This window comes from Candidatus Avelusimicrobium luingense (genome assembly GCF_902757105.1).
Classification (GTDB): domain Bacteria; phylum Elusimicrobiota; class Elusimicrobia; order Elusimicrobiales; family Elusimicrobiaceae; genus Avelusimicrobium; species Avelusimicrobium luingense.
Map to the genome: position 1 here is coordinate 116510 of NZ_CACVTK010000006.1, position 21804 is coordinate 138313.

Genomic DNA, 21804 nt, shown 5'->3' on the forward strand with positions numbered 1-21804 from the left:
CATCATAGGAAACGGCTAAAATTTGCTATGATGTAATATATGCAAAAAACCATTAAAATCGGCACCTATCAAATTTCCAACACACGCCCGCTGGCCTTCATGGCGGGAACGTGTGTAATTGAAAGTGAAAAACATTATTTAGACACCGCCAAAAAACTTCAACATATTTTAGCGGCCACCAAACACCCGTTTATTTTGAAAGCCTCTTTTGATAAAGCCAACCGCACGTCGGTAAATGCGTATCGCGGGCCGGGGTTGGAAAAAGGAATCGCTATTTTGCAAAAAGCGAAAGAACTAACCGGACTTCCCATTTTAGTAGATGTACATGAACCGTTCCAAGCGCAGGCCGTCGCGCGCGTAGCCGATGTGTTACAAATTCCGGCGTTTTTATGCCGCCAAACCGATTTGTTACTTGCCTGTGCCGATACCGGCAAAGTGATTAACGTCAAAAAAGGTCAATTCTTAGCCCCCGGTGCTATGGAACAAGTGATTAAAAAAATAGAATCTCGCGGTAATCACCGCATTATGCTCACGGAACGCGGAGCGAGTTTCGGTTATGGTGATTTGGTGGTAGATATGCGCTCTTTAGAAATTATGAAAGGATTTGGATACCCGGTTATTTTTGATGCCACGCACTCGGTACAACGCCCCGGCGCACTCGGCACAGCCACCGGTGGCAATCGTGCGATGGCCCCGGTACTTGCCAAAGCAGCGGTAGCACTAGGAATTGCAGGGGTGTTCTTTGAAGCCCACCCCACGCCGGACACCGCCCTTTCCGACGGGCCAAACTCGTTAGATTTCAAATTAACCGCCAAGATGGCACAACAACTCTGCCAAATTGACAAATTAGTCAAACGGTTCAAATAATGAAAAAATGGATTTTCTTTAGTTCACTTCTAGTATTAGCGGCCTGTGCAAAACAGGAGCCCTTTGCACCCAATGAAAATACGGACGTGCAAATGGCACACCGTGTATCTATTTTTGAATCTAAAGATAGTCAAAAACAATGGTTGCTGACCGCCGACGCGGTAGATTTTTCAGGGCTGACTACCGCCACGTTAAAAAACCCGCAATTACTGCTTAAACAAGACGGTAAAGACAGCGCAATCGTAAGCGGCGACACGGGCACGTTTGATTATCCTAACAAACTCATTACGATTGAAGGTGATGCTAAAATTAACGCGGTTATGGAAAAAACACTTATTTCCACCGAACGATTTTTTTATGATGTGAACAAAGACCGCGTATGGTCCGACAGAAAAACAACTATTACCCGCGGGAGTGCTAAATCAGTAGCGCGCGGGGGTATAGAAACCGATTCAAAACTCATTAAAATCGAACTTAAACAACAAACCACCCGCGTTCCCAAAAACGCCAGTGAATTAAAAAGATAATGCATAAAACTTTATTATTGACATTACTTTGCAGCCTGTGTTTGGCGAGTGCTTGCCGGACGGTAAAAATAGACACTCCTGTCACTAAAACCGTTCATCCCAAGCCGACTATTTTACAAGCCAAACAATCGCTGGCTACTAAAAAACTATCCAATAGCGATATTCCCCCCGTTTTGGGCGGGCTTGTCAAAAGCGATAGTTGGGTCATCTATAAAGATAAACAACAAGAAGAATTTGTCGGCAACGTCTCTTACGATAACGGCGCCTATATTTTCCGCGCCGACTATGCCTTATCCGAACGAGCCAAAAATATGTTTTCCGCACGCGGCAATGTCTTTTTACGCCAAAATAACCCCGACGGGGTATTTTATGAAGTCCACGCCGCACGCGGATTTTACAATTACAATACGCAAACCGGGCAACTCTACGGAAATAAAAAAGAACCGGTCCGTTTAATTTACTACGACGGAAAAGGACAAACCGTTACCGCAACGGCCAAGCAGGCTCAATTTAATTTAAACGAACGCATCTATATTTTATCCGGCGATGCTTATATTTTACGCGAAACGAAGGAAGAAACACTAACGGTTACCGCACAAAAAGTAACGCTTAAACAATTTCAAAATTATGCACTTTTGGAAGGCGGAGCCACTTTAAGCGATACCAAACGCACCTTGTCCGCCGATACCATTGAATATGACGGCGAGCATAATTCCGCCGTAGCATACGGGCAACGCCCTTTATTACAAGGCGAAACCGAGCAAGGCACATTCGCCGTTATCGCCGATCAAGTACAAAGCGATAAAGACGGACAACAAATCAATTTGTCGGGAAAAGTACAAGGGTGGATTGTTTCGCCCGAAATTAATGATTCAAAAATCAATACGAAATTTTAGGAACTAACTATGCAACTACGTAGCGAAAAAATTGTCAAAGTATATAAAGACCGTATGGTCGTAAAAGGCGTGGATATTCACGTTAAATCAGGTGAAATTGTCGGCTTGCTGGGGCCTAACGGCGCCGGGAAAACCACCTCTTTTTATATGCTCGTCGGGTTTATCCGGCCCACGGAAGGGCGCGTATTTATTGACGATGACGATGTCACTTCGTTACCGATGTATGAACGGGCGCGCCACGGATTAGGCTATTTAGCCCAAGAACCCACCATTTTTAAGGGGCTAACGGTAGAAGAAAATTTGTTGGCTATATTAGAGCGTATTTCCAATGATAAACATGCCCAAAAGCACCGCGTAGAAGAATTGTTAAACGAATTTGGCTTAACTAAACTGGCCAAGCAAAAAGCGTGGACTTTATCCGGCGGTGAAAAACGGCGTATGGAAATTGCACGTTGTATGATCAGCAACCCTAAAATCATTTTGTTAGATGAGCCGTTTGTCGGTATTGACCCAATTACGGTGGCGGATTTACGCCAAATGATTTTTAAACTTAAAGATAAAGGTATCGGCGTTTTAATCACCGATCACAACGTGCGCGAAACCTTGCCGCTAACAGAACGCGCTTATCTTATTTACGACGGGAAAATATTAGTAGAAGGCGACCAAAACACCTTGCTTAATGATACCAATGCCCGCCGCTTATATTTAGGCGAAGATTTCAAAATGTAGTTCTCGCCGAACGGGCACGCGGCCTTAAACCGCTTTCTGCTTTTTTACTACCTTCCGTCAGACGGTTTGTTTGTTAGTTTACAACGATTAAATGCCGAACGGGCACGCGGCCTTAAACCGCTTTGTGCCTTTTTACTACCTTCTGTCAGACGGTTTGTTTATAACCATTAGAAGTCGGATAGGCATTTGGATACAAGGTACATAAAAAAATACCGCTTTGTTTAACAAAGCGGTATTTTTCTTTTATAACATTCTTACGGAAAAGCAGGTTCTGTACCATAGTTCCAACATTTGTGCCTTATGGGTACACATTTCTTACAATGCAAGGGATTGGCATGCATGCAAGGCATGGTAGAACGCGTTTCCCGAGTTGTATAAGAATTCCCTTTATGAGAGATTAAGTTACAAGAAGGCACAATAGGCATTAGTTGGGTAGAGCATTCGCCATTTGTTGCAGCGCCCCAATCTTCATAAGTTCTCCAATGCATACACGGTTCATAATCCCACCGCAATGATGAGGTACCCATTCCTTGATTACAGGTTGTATATTCTCTTCTAACGGCCGTTCCTCTCCATTCAGTGCTTCCTAAAGCCGCCGAACAAGATTTAGTTTGTGCAAACAAAGGCGTATGAGGAGACTCATATACTATACAATGGCTCAAATCTTCATCATTTGTCCACGTACAGGGCTCACTGTTACAATTACAAGAAGGAGTCGGTATAGCCTGCCCGCAAACGCCCATAGTCATAGGATCAACTAAACCTGTGGCACGGGTAATAAATCTTCCCGGGGCGGCTCCTTGCCAAGACACATATGTAAGGTACGAACCGAACTGTGCGCGAAATTCATGCCCAGTTTCCGGCGAATTAGCCAACGTCAATACATCTTGTAACGTACAGGCACGAGGTTGAGTCGGGCGAGTGCTTTCCTCACAACCTAAAACCCCACCACACGTTAAATATACAGACTTGGTTGTACTTTTACCCAATGCTATTTCTGCCCATTCCATCTTACCGGAACTTCCGGAATACGCAGTTTTACAAGAAGGGAATGTCTTTTGGGTAGTACTTCCGGTTAAACCAAACAATTTTAACGTGCCCGACACATACATCGTATTACTGTTCATACTATATGAATTGCTTATTTGCGGAATATAGACTTTATTAAAAAGCAACTGGGCCCCCTCACGATTGGTCGAGGAGCCGCCCCCTATTTCCACAGACGGAACTGTTTGTTTAGTAATAGCCAACGTCGTTCCTTCGGGGGCTTCTAAATTTAATGTCCCGCTTTTCATAATGAATTGACCGGGCGTTGTTCCATTAGCCGCTACCACATTAAGAGCGCGGGTAGAATTAGGCATAGAAGAACTACCCAATTCCAACTGACATTCTTGCGAAGTCAAGCCGATATCCATTTGTTGGGCTACATTTACATTGCTATACGATACATACGGTACCGGGAAGTATGTTACCATACTGATATTATTTTTTTGCTGGGCAAAACACAATACCGGTAACAATACAAAAAAGAACACAGAAAACTTTTTCATATATTCACTCCTGAAAATAAATTATACTTTCCTTAACTTATATTTTAACTAAATTTTACAAAAAATCAATATATTTTTTACAATTCCTACTAGGAAGCGTACGGCGTAGCCCCTTCTGTATACAAATCTAACGATTCGCAAACGGCTTTGCTCGACGCAATATCCCCCGGACTATAACAAGCTAGCGAGGCGCCTTTCCCGGCGGTGCCTTTTACATACGGATTCCAAATAATATAATCGTATTTACTTTCCGCTCCTGTACGTTTGGCCGTTACACCCGGGCAAGGCGTTCCCGGAATAAGCACTCCGGTAGCATCGTTAATAGAATAAGTAAAATCACGTGTCATAATCTTCGTTTCATTACCACTCACAATCGTTGCCGAAGTATGCGCTAAGGTTACAGACAACTTTTGAAACCCTTGCGGACACACATTATCCACACTACCTGTCCGCCCGGCAGAATACGTATATACAGCATCATTAAATGCTTTTAGGGCTGTCATGGCTTCCGTGGCTCTGGCACGCTCTAACGAACGCATATATTGCGGCAAGGCCATGCTAGTCAAAACACCGATAATAACCACCGCTACTAACAACTCCATCATGGTAAAACCTTTTTGATTCATATTTTCTCCTTAATTACTAAAATTGCAACTGTGCTACACGCAAAGCGGCTTGTTCGGTCAGTACCGCCGTATTAAAGGCGGTTAATCGGAAAAATCCTTCACCGCATGCGCCAAACCCCACTCCCGGCGTACCGACAACTTGCGCCTCTGTTAATAGTTTATCAAAAAACGACCATGAATCAAGCCCCTTTGGCGTTTTAAGCCAAATATACGGGGCATTTTCCCCACCGTACGCCGTAATTCCGGCTTTACGCAACGCCGTTAAAATAACACGGGCATTTTGTTGGTAACGACCGATCACTTCTTGAATTTGCATGCGTCCCTGTTGGGAATAGACGGCTTGCGCCGCGCGTTGGACAATATACGGCACGCCGTTAAATTTGGTAGTTTGCCGCCGCAGCCACAATGCATTTAAGGACGCAAGCGATCCGTCCGGCGCGGTGACTTTGACGGCTTTGGGCACCACCGTATAGGCACAACGCGTACCGGTAAATCCTGCCGTTTTGGAAAACGACCGGAACTCTACCGCCACTTCTTGCGCGCCGTCAATTTCGTAAATAGAGTGCGGAATATCATTTTGTGTGATATACGCTTCATAAGCCGAATCATACAAAATAATACTGTGATGTTCGCGTGCATAATCTACCCAGCGTTGCAGTTGTGCTTTGGTAAGTGCCGTGCCGGTGGGATTATTGGGCGAACACAAATAAATAATATCGGCGTGTTCGGCAGGAAGTTGCGGTGCGAAATTTGTTTCTTCGGTGCAAGGCAAATAAATAATACCGCCGTAACGTCCGTTTTGGTACATCTGCGTGCGTCCCGCCATGACGTTGGTATCTAAATAGACCGGATAAACCGGATCTTGCAACGCCACTTTGGCAGACGGCGCAAATAATTCCTGAAAATTGGCCACATCGCTTTTGGCGCCGTCGCTAACAAAAATTTCATCGGCCGACAGGTTAATACCGCGTGACAAATAATCGCCCTGTAAAATGGCTTCGCGCAAGAAAGCATATCCTTGTTCCGGGCCATAACCGCGGAAAGTTTCCGCTTGACCCATTTCGTCGCACGCGCGGTGGAGCGCTTCAATAACCGCGGGGACGAGCGGTTGCGACACATCACCAATACCCAAACTAATTACTTGTTTATCCGGGTGGGCTTCTTTATAAGCGGCTACTTTTTTGGCAATCGTGGAAAACAAATAACTACCCTGTAATTTAAAATAGTGTTCGTTGGCCGTTGTCATAGTAAAAAATCTCCTGTAAAAACTTCTTGGGCGGGCCCGGTCATCCATATATTTTGTTGTTCGGGCCATGAAATTTGCAAATCACCGCCGTCTAATTTAACGGTAATATCGTTAGCGGTTTTGTGGTTTAATATACATGCTACCGCTGTCGCACAAGAGCCGGTTCCGCACGCTTGCGTAATACCCGCGCCGCGTTCCCACACGCGCATACGGACGGTGTGCTCATCTAATACTTGCACAAATTCCACGTTGGTTTTACGCGGGAACAACGGATGCTTTTCCAATTCCGGCCCCCATGTGGATAGCGGCACTTTTGACATATCATCCACAAAAATGACAATATGCGGGTTCCCCATAGAAACGGCCGTCCCCGTAAAACTTTTTCCGCACGCTTCCAACGTTACGCCAATGGCTTGTTCGGTAGCGTTTCCTTGCATAGGGATTTCCCCCCGTGTAAGACGGGGTTTGCCCATATCTACGCGCACGAGTCCGCGCGCGGAGTCTATCATTTCGGTACGGATAATCCCGGCCAATGTTTCTAATGAAATTTGATTTTTTTGGCAACCCAAATGGCGGTGCAAATGTAAAGGCACACAGCGTGACGCATTGCCGCACATCTCGGCTTCGCTACCGTCTGCATTGATAATACGCATACGCACGTCGGCTTTATCTGACGGCAAAAGCAACACAAGTCCGTCTGCGCCTATTCCTAACCGGCGGTCGCACACGCGGCGCGCCAAGGCAGCCGGATCGCTAACGGACAACGCTGTTTTACCGTCTAAAAAAACAAAATCGTTTCCCAACCCGTTATATTTCGTAAAATACATAATTTTATTTTATAAAAGATGACGCTGTTTTTGCTACTATATTTTAGGGAGAACGATTATGGAATTAGAACAAGTTATCACAACGCGCCGCAGTGTGCGAAAATATCAAAACAAACCCGTTGAACGGGAAAAAATTAACGCGTGTTTGGAAGCGGCACGGCTCGCGCCGTCGGCGTGCAACTCGCAACCGTGGGAATTTATTGTCATAGACGACCCGAAAGTCAAGGCAGACTTTTGTCGCGAAGCATTTAGCGGCACGTACAAAATGAGTGCATGGGTAGAAAATGCCCCGGTAATTGTAGCCGCCGTATCGGACAAGGGCAGTTTTATCAGCCGTATGGGCGGCTTCCTACGAAAGACCGAGTTTTATTTGGTAGATCACGGTATTGCCTGTGAGCATTTTGTTTTGCGCGCGTGGGATCTGGGGCTTGGCACTTGTTGGATTGGGTGGGTTAATTCGGACAAAGCCGGAAAGTTTTTTCATCTGCCTACCAACAAACGCATTGAACACTTGATTGCGGTAGGATATCCGGCACCGGAAGCCGCGCAAGCCAAAGTTCACCCGCGAAAACCGTTTGATGAAATCGTGCATTACAACGAATATAAGAAATAAAAAACCCCCGGGCCATACACCCGGGGGGTTTACTTACAAATTCAACACATTACATGGGATAATGACGCACGTTACTTTGATCAAGTGTCATATCTTGGGCATGCATTACTTTTTTACAAAAACTTCCGGCCTCTTCCTTGTAATAAGCATGCCACTCTTGGCAATCTAATTCACCCGTTTGAAAATTTATCGCAAAGCCACACCCTTTGTATTTGCCGGATATAAAATAGGCTACCGTTGCATTGGTTTCAAACCGAACTTCAAACGATTTATTACGGACGATAACGGGAGCAGTGGTACTTCCATGCAATACCGTGCCATCCGTAAAGCCATCAAAACTGACAGCAAGTTCATCTTTATGTTGAACCCGGGTACCGTTTGCTATAAAATACGCATATTGAGCCGATGCCACACTGCGCAAAAAAGCCTGCATATTGGCTACACGACTTTTTAATACGGCTTTTTGATATTGCGGCAACGCCACCGCCGCCAAAATACCGATAATTAAAACTACCACTAACAACTCTATCAGGGTAAAACCACTTAAACGACCGGGGATTCTATTTTCCATATCAAATTCCTTTTGTTAATATGTTCCTATAATTAAACTGTAGCAAAAAAACGGCAGAAAGTAAAAAATTCCCGTTTCCTTAATCAAAAAGAAACGGGAATTTTTCAAACAGATACTTCTATATTATTTCAGCAAGTTTTTCAAACTAAACGTTTGGACTTCTTCTTGCATTTTGGCAATTACGTCGGCCACTTTTAAGGGCTGCGTATTTGTGCCGTCTTTTAAGCGCAAGGTAAGCGTGCCGTTGGCGGCTTCGTTCTTACCGATAATGGCCGTGTACGGAATACGTTCCATATGCGCTTCGCGAATTTTGAGGCCCAATTTTTCGGGGCGCATATCCAATTGCGGACGCAAACCCGCTTCACGCATTTTTTGCGCCACTTCTTGGGCAAACGGAATTTGCTCGTCGGTAAGCGTTAAGATTTTTACTTGCACAGGCGCCAACCACAACGGGAACCAACCCGCGAAGTGTTCAATGATGACTCCCGTAAAGCGCTCAATACTGCCAAACATGGCACGGTGCACCATAATCGGGCGCTCACGTCCTTCGGGGGCGACATATTCCAAGTCAAACCGTTGCGGCAAATTGAAGTCAAACTGGATGGTGGACAACTGCCACAAACGACCGATAGCATCCATTACTTTGATATCAATTTTCGGCCCATAGAAAGCGGCTTCTCCGGCGTGGGTGGTATAGGGGATATTGCTTTCTTCCAATACTTTTTTAAGTGCGTTTTCGGCACGTTCCCACTCTTTGACATCACCGGTAAAATGCTCCGGGTGTTCGGGGTCGCGCGTGGAAAGTTCCACCGCATATTTTTCAAAACCAAACGTCTTGAAAATATGTTTGGCATAATCAAACGCTTGCTTGACTTCGTCTTCCACTTGTTCGGGCGTGCAGAAAATATGTGCATCGTCTTGCGTAAATCCGCGCACACGCATTAACCCGTGTAACGCACCCGAGCGTTCGTAGCGATATACGGTTCCTAATTCACTAAAACGCAAGGGCAAATCGCGGTAACTGCGCAAGTGGGTTTTATAAATTTCCACGTGGAACGGGCAGTTCATGGGTTTGATTTGGTATTTTTCTTCGTCAATTTCCATCGGTTTAAACATACTGTCCGAATAGAACCCCGCGTGGCCGCTAATCTCAAACAAATGGTATCTCGCAATATGCGGGCTAACCACCAAATCATACCCGCGTTTTAGGTTTTGGTCTTTGATCCAATCTTCCAAAATTTTGCGCAGCATGCCGCCTTTGGGGTGCATGAGAATAAGCCCCGGGCCGATATTGTCGTTAATGCTGAACAAATCAAGTTCCGGCCCCAATTTGCGGTGGTCGCGTTTGGCGGCTTCTTCCTGTTGTTTAACGTAAGCGTTAAGTTCGTCTTTTGTGTTAAAGCACAGGCCGTAAATACGTTGGAGCATCGGGCGTTTTTCGTCGCCGCGCCAATAGGCTCCGGCAATCGTGGTCAGTTTGAAACTGTTAACTTTGCCCGTGTGTTCTACGTGCGGGCCGCGGCAGAGGTCGGCATAGTCGCCGTTAATATAAACGGTAATGTTGCCGTCTTCTAATTCTTCCAATAACTCTAACTTATACGTTTCGCCGCGTTTGGTAAAAAATTCTTTGGCTTCGGCCTTGCTCATCTCTTTGCGCTCAAAAGGTTGGCGCGCTTTGATGATTTCTTTCATTTTAGTTTCAATGGTTTTTAAGTCTTCCGGTGTGAATTGCTTGGGGCAATCAAAATCGTAATAAAAACCATTTTCAATGGCCGGCCCGATACCGAGTTTCGTACCGGGGAATAACTGCTGCACCGCTTGCGCCATAATATGGGCGCACGAGTGGCGTTTTACTTCTAGTTCGTTGTTTTCCATGTGATTTACGCTACGTGTCTGCCGGCCACCAAGACCGGGCCAGGCAACGAAGGTCCTCAATAAGATATAATAATTATATCAAAATACGAAGGAACAAGACAGATGGCACATATACTAAAACCCTTTTTAACTTCTTTCAAAACCCAGTGGAAATTACTATTGATTTTCTCTATTCCGGCCGTACTTTTAGGTATCTTCGGCTTGCACCAAGTAGGACGGCTAAACGTGTCCAATGCCGTTTCGCTTACCCTTATAAAAGGGGTTTGCGAATTTTGTTTTATCGGGTTTTGTTTGGCGGTTTTGAATTTGCTACACATTAAAAACAAATGGGCGCTGTCCGTTCTCGGTTTTTTGTATTACTTTGCCATGACGGCTGATTTTGTGCTTTTGGTTTATTTCCGCGAACGGTTCGGCGCGAAGTATTTAGACACGGTACAAGGCGGCGATTATAACTTTATGACCGACTGGCGGTTGCTGACGTATTTTGCCCTTTTATTTTTATTCTGCGCGTTTGTATTTCGCCGTTTTTTTACCGCCACTTCCGCCAAAGAAACACTGCGCCGCGCGGCGGTGTGTTTAGTCGGGTTTCTTTTACTGATGACGTGGACTCCCTTAAAATTACTGCCCGCGCCGGATAATTTTTACACCACGTATTTACTCCCCCCTTCTCTTATATATACTTATCAAACGTTACGCGCCAAAACACCGCCCGTACACGTTAACGTAGATGAACGCACCGCCGCGCTGGCACAAAAGTATCATGTTTTTTCTGCCAAAAAAACGGGCGTCGGAAAAGATTATAAACGCGTGATTTTAATTGCAAGCGAATCGTTATCCAATAAGTACCTGCACCATTTTAACCCCAATATCCCCGCCGAAGCCAGCGCACCGTTGGACAAGTTATATGAAAATTACCCATCGGCTTCACTCAAGCATGTTACGTTATCTACCTTGTATGGGCTGACGGTCATTTTTACTTCGCACCCGTTTGTGCGTGTAGTGGTGGAAAACGATTATCCCGTTTCGTTTGTACGTATGCTTAAAGAACGCGGCTTTCACACGGCTTTTTTGCGCGGCGCGAACGAAACGTATATGAGCGAAAACATTTTATTTCAAAAAGCCGGATTTGAAAAAGTAATCGGTGCGACGTATTTTCAAACGCGCCAAGATTATGCCCCGTATGTAAATTGGTGGGGATTATTGGATCGGAAACTCTTTGATTATGCGCTTGAATATTTGGGCGAACACAAAAACGAGCCGACCTTTATTACCGTTTTGACCGTGGACTCGCACGTGCCGCTGGGCCGCCTTGATTATTTGGACGAAAAATATACCGAAATTGACCACAAAGATTACAAAACCCCCACACTCCCGCGTGCGTTTGCGCGCTTCGGGCAAGACGTGGAACGGTTTTTAGACGGTCTTAAAAAACGCGGTTTGTTTGACGATAAAACGCTGGTGCTGATTATGCCGGATCACCCGTCTTATTCCAATATGCCGACGGTAGATTTATTTACGCCTTTCCAACCGGAGTACGACAATTTGCCGTTTATGATTGTGACCAAAAACAAAATTTCCGCTCCGATTACTACCAACCCGCTTGCCAGCCAATTAGATATTGCGCCGACGGTATTAGACTTGCTGAATATAGAGCCGCCACAGGCATTTTTCGGGCACAGTTTGTTTGATACAAAGGCAAAGCGCAGCGTGTTTGATATCAAAGAAGATTACGCGGTTATTACAACGGACAACGAAAAACGCGTGATGCCCTTAAACACCACGCGCTCCGACGAAAAAGAACTGCTTAACTTAATGACGACGATTGTAAGAGATTAAGGCAAAGAATATCGTTGCCAACTTCCGCTCAATACGGTCGCTTGACCTTTTTCTATCTTTTCACAAAATTTTCCTTGTAAATCATAGCCACTATGTCGGGCTTCCGTACAACGGAATAAATCTTTCGTATTTGCTTCCAGCGATCCCCCTTCAAGTAAATATTCAAACCCGGCGCATGCATAGGGGCCTGTTTTCCACACAGCAATCACTTCACTCCAATTAAAACTGGGGATCACATTCAAGACTAAATAATAATCTTTCGTTCCGCGAATACTGCCGGCCGGAGTCCCCGAAGTGGCAATAGTACATGGATTTTCCGTATTATCACCCGCTAATTCTATACCCAACTCGTCAAAATCTGTAGCATAGGTGGAATTGGCCAAAAAATACGCTTCTTGGGCCTGTACGACACTTTTAATGGCCGTTTTCAATTGCGTATTACGGCTTTTCCATACCGCTTTTTGATATTGCGGCAAAGCCACCGCCGCCAAAATGCCGATAATTAAAACAACTACTAATAATTCAATTAGCGTAAATGCTTTTGTGTCTAAACGGCCCAACAAACATCTTTCTTTTTGCATACATATCCCTCCACAGAGTTTTTGTGTAAGAATATTAAATCAAAAAAAAAAACGATGTCAAGTGTTTTTTTATCACAAGGAAAAAACTGCTTAATTTGATGACAACCGTTGTAAGAGATTAGTATTGGTACCTGCAATAGGTATCCGTACACGAATTGGCGGCACTTCTATTGGTCTCCGCTTGGCACAACCGATTGGCCATATTAGACGAAACTATCCCACTTGCAATACACTCACACACGCCCGATGATAAATTTTCCTGATAACGCACGGTTGCATTGTTTGCACTTACGTGACAAAGGACTTTAGGTTCCCACGAGTCCACAATTCCTTCTATGGAGCAACTCCCCCACGGAAATCCGCGAGCAACATCCTTCGAGTAATTACCCAACTTCGTACCCCCCACTTCAACATCCAATTCATCAAAGGGGCCATACACTCCGTTTGTCATATAATATGCTTTTTCTGCTTGTATCATACTGCGAACTAACACCTTGGCTTGTGCAAAACGGCTTTTTAGTACCGCTTTTTGATATTGCGGCAACGCTACCGCCGCCAAAATGCCGATAATTAAAACAACCACTAATAGTTCAATGAGTGTAAAACCATCCAAACGATTCCACATGTTATTTTTCATATATTCACCTTTTCATAAGTATAGCACAAAATCGTTCTATTTTCCTACACAAATAAGACGGGAAATATGCTAAAATATGTTTGTCTATTTATCTTATTAGGAGGACGTACTATGGAAGCAACAGCCCAAAGCGGTGGCATGATTACATGGCTACTGCTCATGGCAGTGATGTTTGTGGTGTTGATTTTTATGCCGGCCCGCTCGCAAAAAAAACGCGAACAGGAACTAGCAGCCAAAGTGAGTGCACTACAAAAAGGAGACGGCGTCATCTTGTCCGGCGGAATCGTCGGCACAGTGGCCGGATTCAAAGACAATCTGTTGGAAATTAAACTGGCGGAAAACGTCAAAATTCATGTACTTAAAACCGCTATTGTAGGACTTGTAAAAGATTTACAGGCCGCAAATAACGAAGGAGGAGCGAAGTAATGTCTAATAAGTTAGCCGTAAAGTGGGGACTTATTCTTCTCATTTTACTCGGGTCGGTATATTTTATTTACCCCAACTATAAATGGTACTCTAAACCCATCGCCGAACGCGAAACGTTAGATACCTTGGGCGAACGCCCCAAACGCATGTTGAACCTAGGCCTTGATTTACGCGGCGGGTCCAGTTTGCTTTTGGAGTTAGATGTATCTAAACTCAGCGACAAAGAACCGCTGAACGAAGCCATGGCGCGCGCGATTGAAATTATCCGCAACCGCATTGACCAATACGGCGTGGCCGAAACATCTATCACCAAACAAGGCGACAAATGGATCATGGTACAACTGCCCGGTGTTTCCAATCCGCAACGTGCCGAAGAACTTATCGGCAAAACGGCTATGTTGGAATTCCGTATCGTCAAAAATGATACCACCGAAGCCCAAAAAGCCTTTGAAAAGTTGGAAACGACCGAAGAACCTTTTGACCAAGACGGCAACCTGATCCCGGAAATTGCCAAACTCGTTCCTGCCGGCTCGCAAATTATGCGTAACAAAGAGGGCGGATATAGTTTAGTAACCGATACCGCCACCGTTACCGGGGCTGATTTGGAAAATGCCCGCGTAGTCATGATGAGCGAAAACGGTTATCCGTCGGTATCTTTCACATTTAACGCCGAAGGCGCTAAAAAATTCGGTCAACTGACCGGGGCTAACCTCAACAAACAATTAGCCATTGTATTAGATAATACGATTCAATCGGCGCCCGTCGTACGTGCCCGTATTACTAAACAAGGTGAAATTACCGGTTCCTTCTCGGCCGAAGAAGCCCGCTCACTCGCCATCGTACTGAAAGCCGGTGCGTTACCTGCTCCGGTAAAAGTCATTGAGAAAAAGACCATCGGGCCGACCTTGGGCGAAGACTCTATTAAATCGGGTCTGTTTGCTTCCGCGCTCGCGCTGGTGTTGATTTTGTTCTTTATGGCGATTTACTACAAAGCCGCCGGCGTCATTGCCGACGTTGCTTTGTTGTTAAACTTCGTGTTCACCGTAGCGATTATGAGTTATTTTTCCGCTACGCTTACGCTCCCCGGTATCGCCGGTATGATCTTGTCACTCGCCATGGCTATTGACGCCAACGTGCTGATCATTGAACGTATGCGCGAAGAAAAACGCTTAGAAAAACCCGTCTATGAAATTATCAACTTAGGGTACGACAAAGCATGGTCAGCCATTTTTGACTCCAACATCACCACCATTATCGTCGGTGCATGTTTGTTGCAATTTGGTACCGGCCCGGTGAAAGGTTTTGCCGTAACGCTTATTATCGGGTTACTCGTCAGTTTGTTCACCGCCGTATTTGTAACACGTGCGATTTACGAACTCATTTTAACTTCTAACACTAAGGAGATCAGTTTATGATGAATTTATTTCCTAAAACACATATTGATTTCCTCAAATACCGCAAAGTGTATTTCTCGCTGTTTGCGGCCGTCTTGGTAGCGGGCGTAATTTCGTTCGCCACCAAAGGGATGAATTGGGGAATTGATTTTACCGGCGGGACCATGGTACAAGTTCAGTTTGATAAGCCCGTAGATATGGGCCAACTGCGTGATGCCTTGTCTGCTACCGGTGCCAATTCCGAAATTCAATCGTACGGGGATAACGCCTTTTCCATCAGCGAAAAGAGCACCGCGCAAGAAGTCGGCGTTGTGCAAGCACGTATTGAAAAAGCGTTAGATACGTTAGGGGTACCTTATACGGTACAACAAACCAACTCCGTCGGACCGGCAGTAGGGGCCAATATGGCGGAACGCGCCGGATGGGCAATTGTGTTATCGTTGTTCTTCATCATCATTTACGTTGCGTTTCGCTTCAACGATATTTTATGGGGTCTCTCCGGCGTGGTAGCGCTGTTCCACGATTTGTGGGTCATGGCGCTTGTTTTCTCGCTCACCGGACGCGAAATTGACCTGGTGGTCGTGGCGGCTTTCTTAACGGTAGCCGGTTTCTCTATTAACGACACCATCGTCATTTTTGACCGCATGCGTGAAAATATGCACTTACACCCCAAAATGTCATTTGCGGAACTGATTAACACGTCTATTAACGAAACGCTTTCGCGTACGGTAATCACGACGGTAACCGTCTTGTTTGCCTTGTTCGTATTGTATTTCTTAGGCGGAGAAGTCATCAACTCGTTTGCACTGGCTATGCTCGTAGGTTGTATCTCCGGCGTATACAGTACCATCGCACTGACGACGCCGCTCGTCTATACGTGGCACCATGGGCAACGCAGCGATGCTAATACGCAAGCCGCACACACCCACGAACAACCGCGCAAGGAAACGAATGGGAAAGAGATGTTAACTCCCAAACGTCGTCATCACGGTAAACGCAAATAGTTTCTGTACGGAGCCCCTTTACCGGGGCTCCGTAACCGTTGATACGAACTTCCCAAGCGGGAGTTGATGTAAACGGTTACACCCTATGCGAAAAATTAAACGCTTTAAAATTTCACCCCGTCAAAAAGAAATTCTGCGCCGTTTGGTGCGCGGGGGCGGGTTATTGCGGCAAGCCGGTTTTACAACCGAGTTGGAAGTAACCAAATATATTTTAGAAGGGTTTGCGACTTTAAATCCCGGCGTTGTGTACGAATTTAACCAAGATGTACATTGGGAATTAGATGCGCAAAGCACCGTTCATAAAGAAATGTTTAGCGCCTGTGCAGTTACACTCGGCCCGGCCTTAGAACAATGGGTAGTTAGGGCCAAAGAACACAGCCCCGCGCGGGAAATTACCGCCGGAACGGTGGCTTTGGAATTTTTGAAAAGTGCAATTAGTTTCGTAACCGATTTGGTGCGCGAGCAAGCCCAGAAAGAAGAATATGAAGCGTTAGACCCGCAACTAGTATATTTACCCCCCTTCGGGGTAGCCGCCGCGCCCAAATTCTTACGCGATGGCGTGCGATTGGAAAAAACGTTGGCGGATAAAATATTACCCGTTTTATTAGATAAATTAAATGCAAGCAAAGTAGATATTGCTTTGCAAGACGGGAATGTCACTCCGTTTTATACGGCAGTATTTTTAGTACCGTGGCAAAAAGCACGTAAAAAAGGAAAAAAATAATATGGCAAAACAACCCACTCAGTATAACGATTGGAAACACGCGCTCGTGTCGGCCTTTGCCTATTATTACACGCTATTTTTAGGGTGGACAACCCGTGTGTATTGGTTCAAAACACCCGAAGCCGAAGCATTGGAAAAAGCGGGTAGCGGCGTAATTTACGCCATTTGGCATAACCAACAACTCTTTTTATTATATCCTTACCGCGGGAAAAAAGTAGCGGCACTTATCAGCCAATCCAGCGACGGAGAATATATTGCACGTTGTCTGCCGAAATTCGGGATGTTAGCGGTTCGCGGATCCAGCACGCGCGGCGGCACACGCGCGCTTATTAAACTCTTGCAAGCCACGCGCGAGGGCTACTGCCCCATGCTCACGCCCGACGGTCCGCGCGGCCCGATTTATAAAGTACAACCGGGTATCTTGTTTTTGGCTAAAAAGACAGGTTGGCCGATTGTTCCCGTAGGATCTGCCTTAAGTCTTAAATTCAAAGTACACTCGTGGGATAAAATGCGCGTACCGCTCCCGTTTGGCAAAACAGCACTTTGCTATGGGGAAATTATTCGCGTAAAAGAAGATAGTGATATGACCCGCGCGGCTGAAGATTTAGAAAAGCAATTAAATGCCATGACCGACAAAGCCGAAATGTTTATCAATCATAAACATTTTGATCCCACCGAAACAGAGAAGTAAAATTTCTTTAATTATACTGGTAAGTATTGACGACGTGATGCCCATACGGGCCGACGGCATTGTATCCGCTTCCCGTGCCGATAAAAGTTCCCACTTCCTCGCACACTCTGCTCGCCTCATCATCACCGATCTTGGCGGAACAAAGTTTCTGTCCGGAATCTAAATTCTGCATGAAGAACAACGTATAATTGGATAAACCGCAAGAAATGAGATTCCCTTGATAGCCGGACACGGCATGGCCCAAACAGCAGAACATATCCCCTGTTTTACGGCAATCATTCCCTTGCGGGCTGGTGGTCGATCCGGACGGATTAAGCGGCATTTCATCAAACTCGGTGGGCCACTCCCCCGCTGCCAAGTGATACGATTTGGCCGCTTCTACATATTCTTTAGCCAATAATTCCAATTTGGAATACCGGCTCTTATATACGGCTTTCTTATATTGCGGCACGGCTACCGACGCTAACACACCAATAATCAGCACAACAACCATCAATTCAAGCAATGTAAATCCACCCAAATGGTTTGCGGAAATATTTTTCATACAAATTCTCCTTTTACATATTTAACAAAATTTCATTTGTTATTGGTAGTTATGATAAATTCCTAAATTATTTTCCGTTTAACAACTTAATACCTTGCGCGATATTTTGCCCGCTGGGTTGCTGGTAAGCATACAGGCCAAATTCCGGCAAGACCGAAAATAAATGATCAAAAATATCACTTTGGTATCCTTCGTATTGCGTCCAAACGGTGGTGTTCAAAAAGCAGTAAATTTCAAGCGGGAGCCCTTGGGCTTCTTGTTTAAGTTGGCGCACCATCAACGTAAAACCCGGGTTATCGGTTATGACGTACGGACGAGAAGCCAAATACAATTCCGCATATTTACGAAAAGTACCGATATTCGTTAAATGCCGTCCGTTAAGCAAACTGTCTTGCGTATTATGTTGGGCGTTAAAATCGGCAATTTCCTGTTCTTTTTGCGAGAGATAATCTTTTAACAAATCAATCTTTTTAAGACGGGTGAGCATGGCTTTATCTAAAAATTTCACGGTGTCCACATCAATCAAAATACTGCGTTGCACGCGGCGCGCGCGGGCTTCATACATGCCGCTCCAGTTCTTAAACGGTTTGGAGACCAAATCGTAGTTAGGCACGCTTACAATCGTCATGTCAAAGTTTTGTACTCGCACACAGGTCAGCGAAATATCTACAATATTTCCGTCAGCGCCTGCACTATCTACGGTAATCCAATCGCCGATTTTAATCATTTTGTTCGTCGTTAATTGGATACTGGCCACAAAACCCAAAATCGGATCCTTAAAGATAAGTGAAAAAACTGCCGCCAAGGCCGATAATCCGGTAATAATATACATCGGTTTGCGCCCGAGAATAAGCGACAGGATAAACAATCCCGTTACCAAATACACCACAATTTTTAACGCTTGCACAATACCCTTTATCGGAACGCTGGGGTTACGCCCGTACAAGCGGTTAAGTGCGTTAAGGAAAGTACAAATCAGCCACGAAAAACTGAGCATGACAAAAAGTCCCGTCAGTTTCCCCATAACGGTAGCAATCCAATCTATCTCTTCACTGATAAACAAGGCATGTAAATTGATAGCCGCCAAGGCCGCCAACACTACCCCCACCGCCGTAAAAACATGGTGAGTTTGCAAGGCATCAAATGCACGCGCGGAGTGGATTTTTGCCACTAATTTAGCCAAATATTTATTGCAAAACCACGTTGTAAAACGGGCAATAAAATACAATGAACATACAAACACTACGGCTGAAACGGACTGCGCAATTACCGTATGATATTTTTGCGGTAAATACTCTATTTGCTGAACATACGACAAAATAAATTGCATACTATTTACTCCTTGTAAAAAACTTATATAATACAAGTGTATGAAAAAAGTGATTTCCTGTGCAATGTTTGTCTGTATATTGGCGGGATGTTATACCCCGCTCAATAACTCCGGCGTAGCGACGACAAAATCATGGTTGGAAATTTCGGCCCGCAAAAACGATTTTGAAGGCCGCCAATATGATTCATGTTACCGCTTTAACGTACGGTTTTGGCCACAGGAAGCCGCCAACGAATTAGATTTACAAGAGTCGTGTATCTCATCGTGCTGTTGGCGTAGCGATAAAGAAGAAGTGGTATTAGATTTTAATAAAAATTTTGAGAGAGATTTGGCCCGTTACGGCAAGGCACGCCAATACACGCCGGCTAAAATTACGCTTAAAGTAAATCACGCCAATTGGCTCAACACCACGCGCGTAACGGTATCGCCTAAAAACTCCATTACAAGTAACGGGTTAATCAAACTGGCTTACCGCACCGTAGATAACCCAACCAGAATTGCCCAACTTAAACAGCAAGAACAACTGGCTGCCGCACGTCAAGCAACCCCCAAAACCGTTCCGCAAACAACTCGTATCACCAAAACAACAACTACCACTACAAAAACTATCGTAAATACCACTTCTACCGATCCCGCCAAAACACTCGTACAACGGGTGGCCGGCTCTAAAATAGATTCGTATTTTTACGATATGAATAAACGTTATAATAAACAGGGTGCGGTATTTTTACTTAGCGAACGATTGTTACACGTCCAACCGACAAGCGACACCACCGCCCTCGTTTCCTGTACGGCTAAAGCGCGTACCGGGTTAGACGCCGAACATCTAAACGCGTCCACCTTCCCTTGCGGTCAATGGCAAGTTAATTTGACCACCCAATCAGTTACACCGTTTGACCAACGCGCCCAACTGATTTGGGGTATGTAAAAACCGGAAGCACGTCTGAAACTTTTTGCTTGACAAATCAAAAAAAAAAATACAATAGAAGTAAAATCAGATAAGGAGATTTTTATGCCAAAAGGATTTACACTTATTGAACTTTTAGTCGTCGTGCTTATTATCGGCATACTGGCCGCGGTGGCGCTACCGCAATATACCCAAGCCGTAGAAAAGTCCCGCTTTGCCACCTACCAAGCATTAGTCAAATCTTTGGCCGAATCGGCCGAAGCGCTCTATTTGGCAAACGGCACATGGGCCAATTCTTTTGATGAGTTATCAACCGAGTTACCTGCCGACATGAACATACAAAATAACAACTCACAACACGTATGTAGAAAAAATGCAAAGATGTTTTGTTGTATGGTCTATCCGTTAGCGGGAAGCAGCGGATATTCCGGCGGAATATGGTGCGGAGACAACGATTATCATATACTCTACGGAAGAACGTATGCCTCCCCCAGCGGCACGCCGGAACAAACGACAATGTGCACCGCTAAAGACCCAAAATACAAGAAAATATGTAATGCTATCAGTAACGGCGGAAGCACCCAAAGCACTTATATTCCCACGCCGGACGGATGGAAAGAAGGCTACTTGCATTATGTTATAAACTAAATTTTCCGAGCCAATTGAATTAACAAAAAAGCAACGCCTTTTAAGCGTTGCTTTTTTATCTTCTTAACAGAGAAACTATTTTTTCAGTTCCAACACTTCGTCAATCAGCCCATATTCTTTGGCTTCTTGCGCAGACATGTAATAATTGCGTTCGCTGTCTTGGCGGATTTTCTCTTTATCTTGCCCCGTGTGTTTGGCAAGAATATCCAACAAGTGTTCCTTATTATCACGCAATTCGCGGGCTTCAATTTCAATGTCCGTCACTTGCCCGGAAATACCGCCGCCCCAAATAAGCGGTTGGTGAATCATAATACGCGCATGCGGCAAAGCGTAGCGTTTGCCTTTAGAACCGGCAGCCAACAACACCGCGCCGAAACTCATGGCTTGCCCCATACAAATCGTTGTAATAGGAGCCTTGATAAATTGCATGGTATCGTAAATGGCCAAGCCCGCCGTCACAAGTCCGCCGGGTGAGTTAATATACAAATTGATTTCCCGGGTAGGATCATCCGCGTCCAAATACAACAATTGGGCGATAATCATATTGGCGCTGGCGGTATCCACTTCGCCTTCGCGGCCGCCTACAAAGATAATACGATCTTTGAGTAAGCGGGAAAAGATATCGTAACCGACATTTTTTTCAATAATTGTAGGTATAATCATAGGTATATTTTAGTATATTTTGCAAAAGAGGGCCTATTTTTTTATGGGTCTTTTTTTTGAGCAGGATTAGGTCTAACGTTTCATGCTTTTTA

Annotated in this window: 24 protein-coding genes; 13 read left to right on the forward strand and 11 right to left on the reverse strand. The window is 45.0% G+C overall.

Annotated elements, in window-relative coordinates; translation table 11 throughout:
• The first annotated feature begins 39 nt into the window (after positions 1–39).
• Genes kdsA through lptB form a run of 4 tightly spaced genes read left to right on the forward strand, consistent with a single transcriptional unit; the run spans position 40 to position 3019 of the window.
• On the forward strand, positions 40–867 hold the full coding sequence (gene kdsA, locus ACQY3H_RS06530; protein ID WP_428075774.1) for a 3-deoxy-8-phosphooctulonate synthase: 828 nt from the start codon (positions 40–42) through the stop codon (positions 865–867).
• Positions 867–1394, forward strand: a complete 528-nt coding sequence (gene lptC, locus ACQY3H_RS06535; RefSeq protein ID WP_428075775.1) for an LPS export ABC transporter periplasmic protein LptC — start codon at positions 867–869, stop codon at positions 1392–1394. The genes kdsA and lptC overlap by 1 nt, the downstream gene beginning before the upstream one ends.
• The gene (locus ACQY3H_RS06540) at positions 1394–2290 is read left to right on the forward strand and encodes an LptA/OstA family protein (protein WP_428075776.1); all 897 of its coding nucleotides are present in this window, start codon (positions 1394–1396) and stop codon (positions 2288–2290) included. The genes lptC and ACQY3H_RS06540 overlap by 1 nt, the downstream gene beginning before the upstream one ends.
• Positions 2291–2299: 9 nt before the next feature.
• The gene (lptB, locus tag ACQY3H_RS06545) at positions 2300–3019 is read left to right on the forward strand and encodes an LPS export ABC transporter ATP-binding protein (RefSeq protein ID WP_428075777.1); all 720 of its coding nucleotides are present in this window, start codon (positions 2300–2302) and stop codon (positions 3017–3019) included.
• A 254-nt stretch (positions 3020–3273) separates the two neighbouring features.
• Here the strand turns inward: lptB and ACQY3H_RS06550 are convergent, their stop codons facing one another.
• The 4 genes from ACQY3H_RS06550 to dapF all read right to left on the reverse strand — a co-directional run bounded on the left by ACQY3H_RS06550 (position 3274) and on the right by dapF (position 7268).
• On the reverse strand, positions 3274–4569 hold the full coding sequence (locus ACQY3H_RS06550; RefSeq protein ID WP_428075778.1) for a hypothetical protein: 1296 nt from the start codon (positions 4567–4569) through the stop codon (positions 3274–3276).
• A gap of 89 nt (positions 4570–4658) precedes the next feature.
• Positions 4659–5195, reverse strand: a complete 537-nt coding sequence (locus tag ACQY3H_RS06555) for a pilin (protein WP_428075780.1) — start codon at positions 5193–5195, stop codon at positions 4659–4661.
• A 16-nt stretch (positions 5196–5211) separates the two neighbouring features.
• Positions 5212–6441 (reverse strand): LL-diaminopimelate aminotransferase, encoded by a 1230-nt coding sequence (locus tag ACQY3H_RS06560; protein ID WP_428075782.1) that lies wholly within the window; start codon positions 6439–6441, stop codon positions 5212–5214.
• Entirely contained in the window at positions 6438–7268 is an 831-nt protein-coding gene (gene dapF, locus ACQY3H_RS06565) for a diaminopimelate epimerase (protein ID WP_428075784.1), read from the reverse strand. Before dapF ends, ACQY3H_RS06560 begins: the two co-directional genes overlap by 4 nt.
• Positions 7269–7326: 58 nt before the next feature.
• On the opposite strand from dapF, the gene ACQY3H_RS06570 reads away from it, so the two are divergent.
• On the forward strand, positions 7327–7881 hold the full coding sequence (locus ACQY3H_RS06570; RefSeq protein WP_428075786.1) for a nitroreductase family protein: 555 nt from the start codon (positions 7327–7329) through the stop codon (positions 7879–7881).
• Positions 7882–7930: 49 nt separating this feature from the next.
• Here ACQY3H_RS06570 and ACQY3H_RS06575 read toward each other — a convergent pair whose 3' ends face one another.
• Both ACQY3H_RS06575 and thrS read right to left on the reverse strand, forming a co-directional pair.
• On the reverse strand, positions 7931–8452 hold the full coding sequence (locus ACQY3H_RS06575; RefSeq protein WP_428075788.1) for a type IV pilin protein: 522 nt from the start codon (positions 8450–8452) through the stop codon (positions 7931–7933).
• A gap of 123 nt (positions 8453–8575) precedes the next feature.
• Positions 8576–10327, reverse strand: coding sequence for a threonine--tRNA ligase (gene thrS / locus ACQY3H_RS06580; protein ID WP_428075790.1), 1752 nt, complete (start codon positions 10325–10327; stop codon positions 8576–8578).
• 102 nt (positions 10328–10429) lie between these two features.
• On the opposite strand from thrS, the gene ACQY3H_RS06585 reads away from it, so the two are divergent.
• Positions 10430–12163 (forward strand): LTA synthase family protein, encoded by a 1734-nt coding sequence (locus ACQY3H_RS06585; protein ID WP_428075791.1) that lies wholly within the window; start codon positions 10430–10432, stop codon positions 12161–12163.
• Here ACQY3H_RS06585 and ACQY3H_RS06590 read toward each other — a convergent pair.
• Together ACQY3H_RS06590 and ACQY3H_RS06595 are read right to left on the reverse strand one after the other, a co-directional pair.
• A complete protein-coding gene (locus ACQY3H_RS06590) occupies positions 12160–12744 on the reverse strand; it encodes a type IV pilin protein (RefSeq protein ID WP_428075793.1) in 585 nt (194 codons plus the stop codon). The two genes, ACQY3H_RS06585 and ACQY3H_RS06590, sit on opposite strands and share 4 nt — an antisense overlap.
• A gap of 118 nt (positions 12745–12862) precedes the next feature.
• Positions 12863–13381, reverse strand: a complete 519-nt coding sequence (locus tag ACQY3H_RS06595) for a type IV pilin protein (protein ID WP_428075794.1) — start codon at positions 13379–13381, stop codon at positions 12863–12865.
• A 111-nt stretch (positions 13382–13492) separates the two neighbouring features.
• Between ACQY3H_RS06595 and yajC the strand changes: the two genes are divergently transcribed.
• From yajC to ACQY3H_RS06620, 5 genes are all read left to right on the forward strand, one after another.
• Entirely contained in the window at positions 13493–13807 is a 315-nt protein-coding gene (yajC, locus tag ACQY3H_RS06600) for a preprotein translocase subunit YajC (protein WP_428075796.1), read from the forward strand.
• Complete coding sequence (secD, locus tag ACQY3H_RS06605) at positions 13807–15222, forward strand: protein translocase subunit SecD (RefSeq protein ID WP_428075798.1); 1416 nt, start codon at positions 13807–13809, stop codon at positions 15220–15222. Before yajC ends, secD begins: the two co-directional genes overlap by 1 nt.
• Positions 15219–16205 carry a protein translocase subunit SecF gene (gene secF, locus ACQY3H_RS06610; protein ID WP_428075800.1) on the forward strand — a complete coding sequence of 329 codons (987 nt, stop codon included), beginning with the start codon at positions 15219–15221 and terminating at the stop codon, positions 16203–16205. Before secD ends, secF begins: the two co-directional genes overlap by 4 nt.
• Before the next feature lie 85 nt (positions 16206–16290).
• On the forward strand, positions 16291–16929 hold the full coding sequence (locus tag ACQY3H_RS06615) for a hypothetical protein (protein WP_428075802.1): 639 nt from the start codon (positions 16291–16293) through the stop codon (positions 16927–16929).
• Between the two features lies 1 nt (position 16930).
• Positions 16931–17620, forward strand: a complete 690-nt coding sequence (locus ACQY3H_RS06620) for a lysophospholipid acyltransferase family protein (protein ID WP_428075804.1) — start codon at positions 16931–16933, stop codon at positions 17618–17620.
• Positions 17621–17627: 7 nt separating this feature from the next.
• On the opposite strand, the gene ACQY3H_RS06625 is transcribed toward ACQY3H_RS06620, so the two are convergent.
• Positions 17628–18164, reverse strand: coding sequence for a type IV pilin protein (locus ACQY3H_RS06625; RefSeq protein ID WP_428075806.1), 537 nt, complete (start codon positions 18162–18164; stop codon positions 17628–17630).
• 67 nt (positions 18165–18231) lie between these two features.
• Positions 18232–19494, reverse strand: coding sequence for a mechanosensitive ion channel family protein (locus ACQY3H_RS06630; RefSeq protein ID WP_428075808.1), 1263 nt, complete (start codon positions 19492–19494; stop codon positions 18232–18234).
• A 40-nt stretch (positions 19495–19534) separates the two neighbouring features.
• Here ACQY3H_RS06630 and ACQY3H_RS06635 point away from each other — a divergent pair, with 40 nt between their 5' ends.
• Positions 19535–20422, forward strand: coding sequence for a hypothetical protein (locus ACQY3H_RS06635; protein WP_428075809.1), 888 nt, complete (start codon positions 19535–19537; stop codon positions 20420–20422).
• An 84-nt stretch (positions 20423–20506) separates the two neighbouring features.
• Positions 20507–21049, forward strand: a complete 543-nt coding sequence (locus ACQY3H_RS06640) for a type IV pilin protein (protein WP_428075811.1) — start codon at positions 20507–20509, stop codon at positions 21047–21049.
• Positions 21050–21124: 75 nt separating this feature from the next.
• On the opposite strand, the gene ACQY3H_RS06645 is transcribed toward ACQY3H_RS06640, so the two are convergent.
• Positions 21125–21712 (reverse strand): ATP-dependent Clp protease proteolytic subunit, encoded by a 588-nt coding sequence (locus ACQY3H_RS06645; RefSeq protein ID WP_428075813.1) that lies wholly within the window; start codon positions 21710–21712, stop codon positions 21125–21127.
• Between the last annotated feature and the right edge of the window lie 92 nt (positions 21713–21804).

Bases quoted from the DNA above. Each gene is read 5' to 3' on its own strand.
- ACQY3H_RS06540 (WP_428075776.1), top strand. From the start codon at position 1,394: ATGCATAAAACTTTATTATTGACATTACTTTGCAGCCTGTGTTTGGCG.
- ACQY3H_RS06615 (WP_428075802.1), top strand. From the start codon at position 16,291: ATGCGAAAAATTAAACGCTTTAAAATTTCACCCCGTCAAAAAGAAATT.
- ACQY3H_RS06560 (WP_428075782.1), bottom strand. From the start codon at position 6,441: ATGACAACGGCCAACGAACACTATTTTAAATTACAGGGTAGTTATTTG.
- ACQY3H_RS06570 (WP_428075786.1), top strand. From the start codon at position 7,327: ATGGAATTAGAACAAGTTATCACAACGCGCCGCAGTGTGCGAAAATAT.
- secD (WP_428075798.1), top strand. From the start codon at position 13,807: ATGTCTAATAAGTTAGCCGTAAAGTGGGGACTTATTCTTCTCATTTTA.
- ACQY3H_RS06585 (WP_428075791.1), top strand. From the start codon at position 10,430: ATGGCACATATACTAAAACCCTTTTTAACTTCTTTCAAAACCCAGTGG.
- ACQY3H_RS06555 (WP_428075780.1), bottom strand. From the start codon at position 5,195: ATGAATCAAAAAGGTTTTACCATGATGGAGTTGTTAGTAGCGGTGGTT.
- yajC (WP_428075796.1), top strand. From the start codon at position 13,493: ATGGAAGCAACAGCCCAAAGCGGTGGCATGATTACATGGCTACTGCTC.
- ACQY3H_RS06625 (WP_428075806.1), bottom strand. From the start codon at position 18,164: ATGAAAAATATTTCCGCAAACCATTTGGGTGGATTTACATTGCTTGAA.
- lptB (WP_428075777.1), top strand. From the start codon at position 2,300: ATGCAACTACGTAGCGAAAAAATTGTCAAAGTATATAAAGACCGTATG.
- ACQY3H_RS06590 (WP_428075793.1), bottom strand. From the start codon at position 12,744: ATGCAAAAAGAAAGATGTTTGTTGGGCCGTTTAGACACAAAAGCATTT.
- kdsA (WP_428075774.1), top strand. From the start codon at position 40: ATGCAAAAAACCATTAAAATCGGCACCTATCAAATTTCCAACACACGC.
- ACQY3H_RS06630 (WP_428075808.1), bottom strand. From the start codon at position 19,494: ATGCAATTTATTTTGTCGTATGTTCAGCAAATAGAGTATTTACCGCAA.
- ACQY3H_RS06550 (WP_428075778.1), bottom strand. From the start codon at position 4,569: ATGAAAAAGTTTTCTGTGTTCTTTTTTGTATTGTTACCGGTATTGTGT.
- ACQY3H_RS06575 (WP_428075788.1), bottom strand. From the start codon at position 8,452: ATGGAAAATAGAATCCCCGGTCGTTTAAGTGGTTTTACCCTGATAGAG.
- ACQY3H_RS06645 (WP_428075813.1), bottom strand. From the start codon at position 21,712: ATGATTATACCTACAATTATTGAAAAAAATGTCGGTTACGATATCTTT.
- secF (WP_428075800.1), top strand. From the start codon at position 15,219: ATGATGAATTTATTTCCTAAAACACATATTGATTTCCTCAAATACCGC.
- lptC (WP_428075775.1), top strand. From the start codon at position 867: ATGAAAAAATGGATTTTCTTTAGTTCACTTCTAGTATTAGCGGCCTGT.
- dapF (WP_428075784.1), bottom strand. From the start codon at position 7,268: ATGTATTTTACGAAATATAACGGGTTGGGAAACGATTTTGTTTTTTTA.
- ACQY3H_RS06640 (WP_428075811.1), top strand. From the start codon at position 20,507: ATGCCAAAAGGATTTACACTTATTGAACTTTTAGTCGTCGTGCTTATT.
- ACQY3H_RS06620 (WP_428075804.1), top strand. From the start codon at position 16,931: ATGGCAAAACAACCCACTCAGTATAACGATTGGAAACACGCGCTCGTG.
- ACQY3H_RS06595 (WP_428075794.1), bottom strand. From the start codon at position 13,381: ATGAAAAATAACATGTGGAATCGTTTGGATGGTTTTACACTCATTGAA.
- ACQY3H_RS06635 (WP_428075809.1), top strand. From the start codon at position 19,535: ATGAAAAAAGTGATTTCCTGTGCAATGTTTGTCTGTATATTGGCGGGA.
- thrS (WP_428075790.1), bottom strand. From the start codon at position 10,327: ATGGAAAACAACGAACTAGAAGTAAAACGCCACTCGTGCGCCCATATT.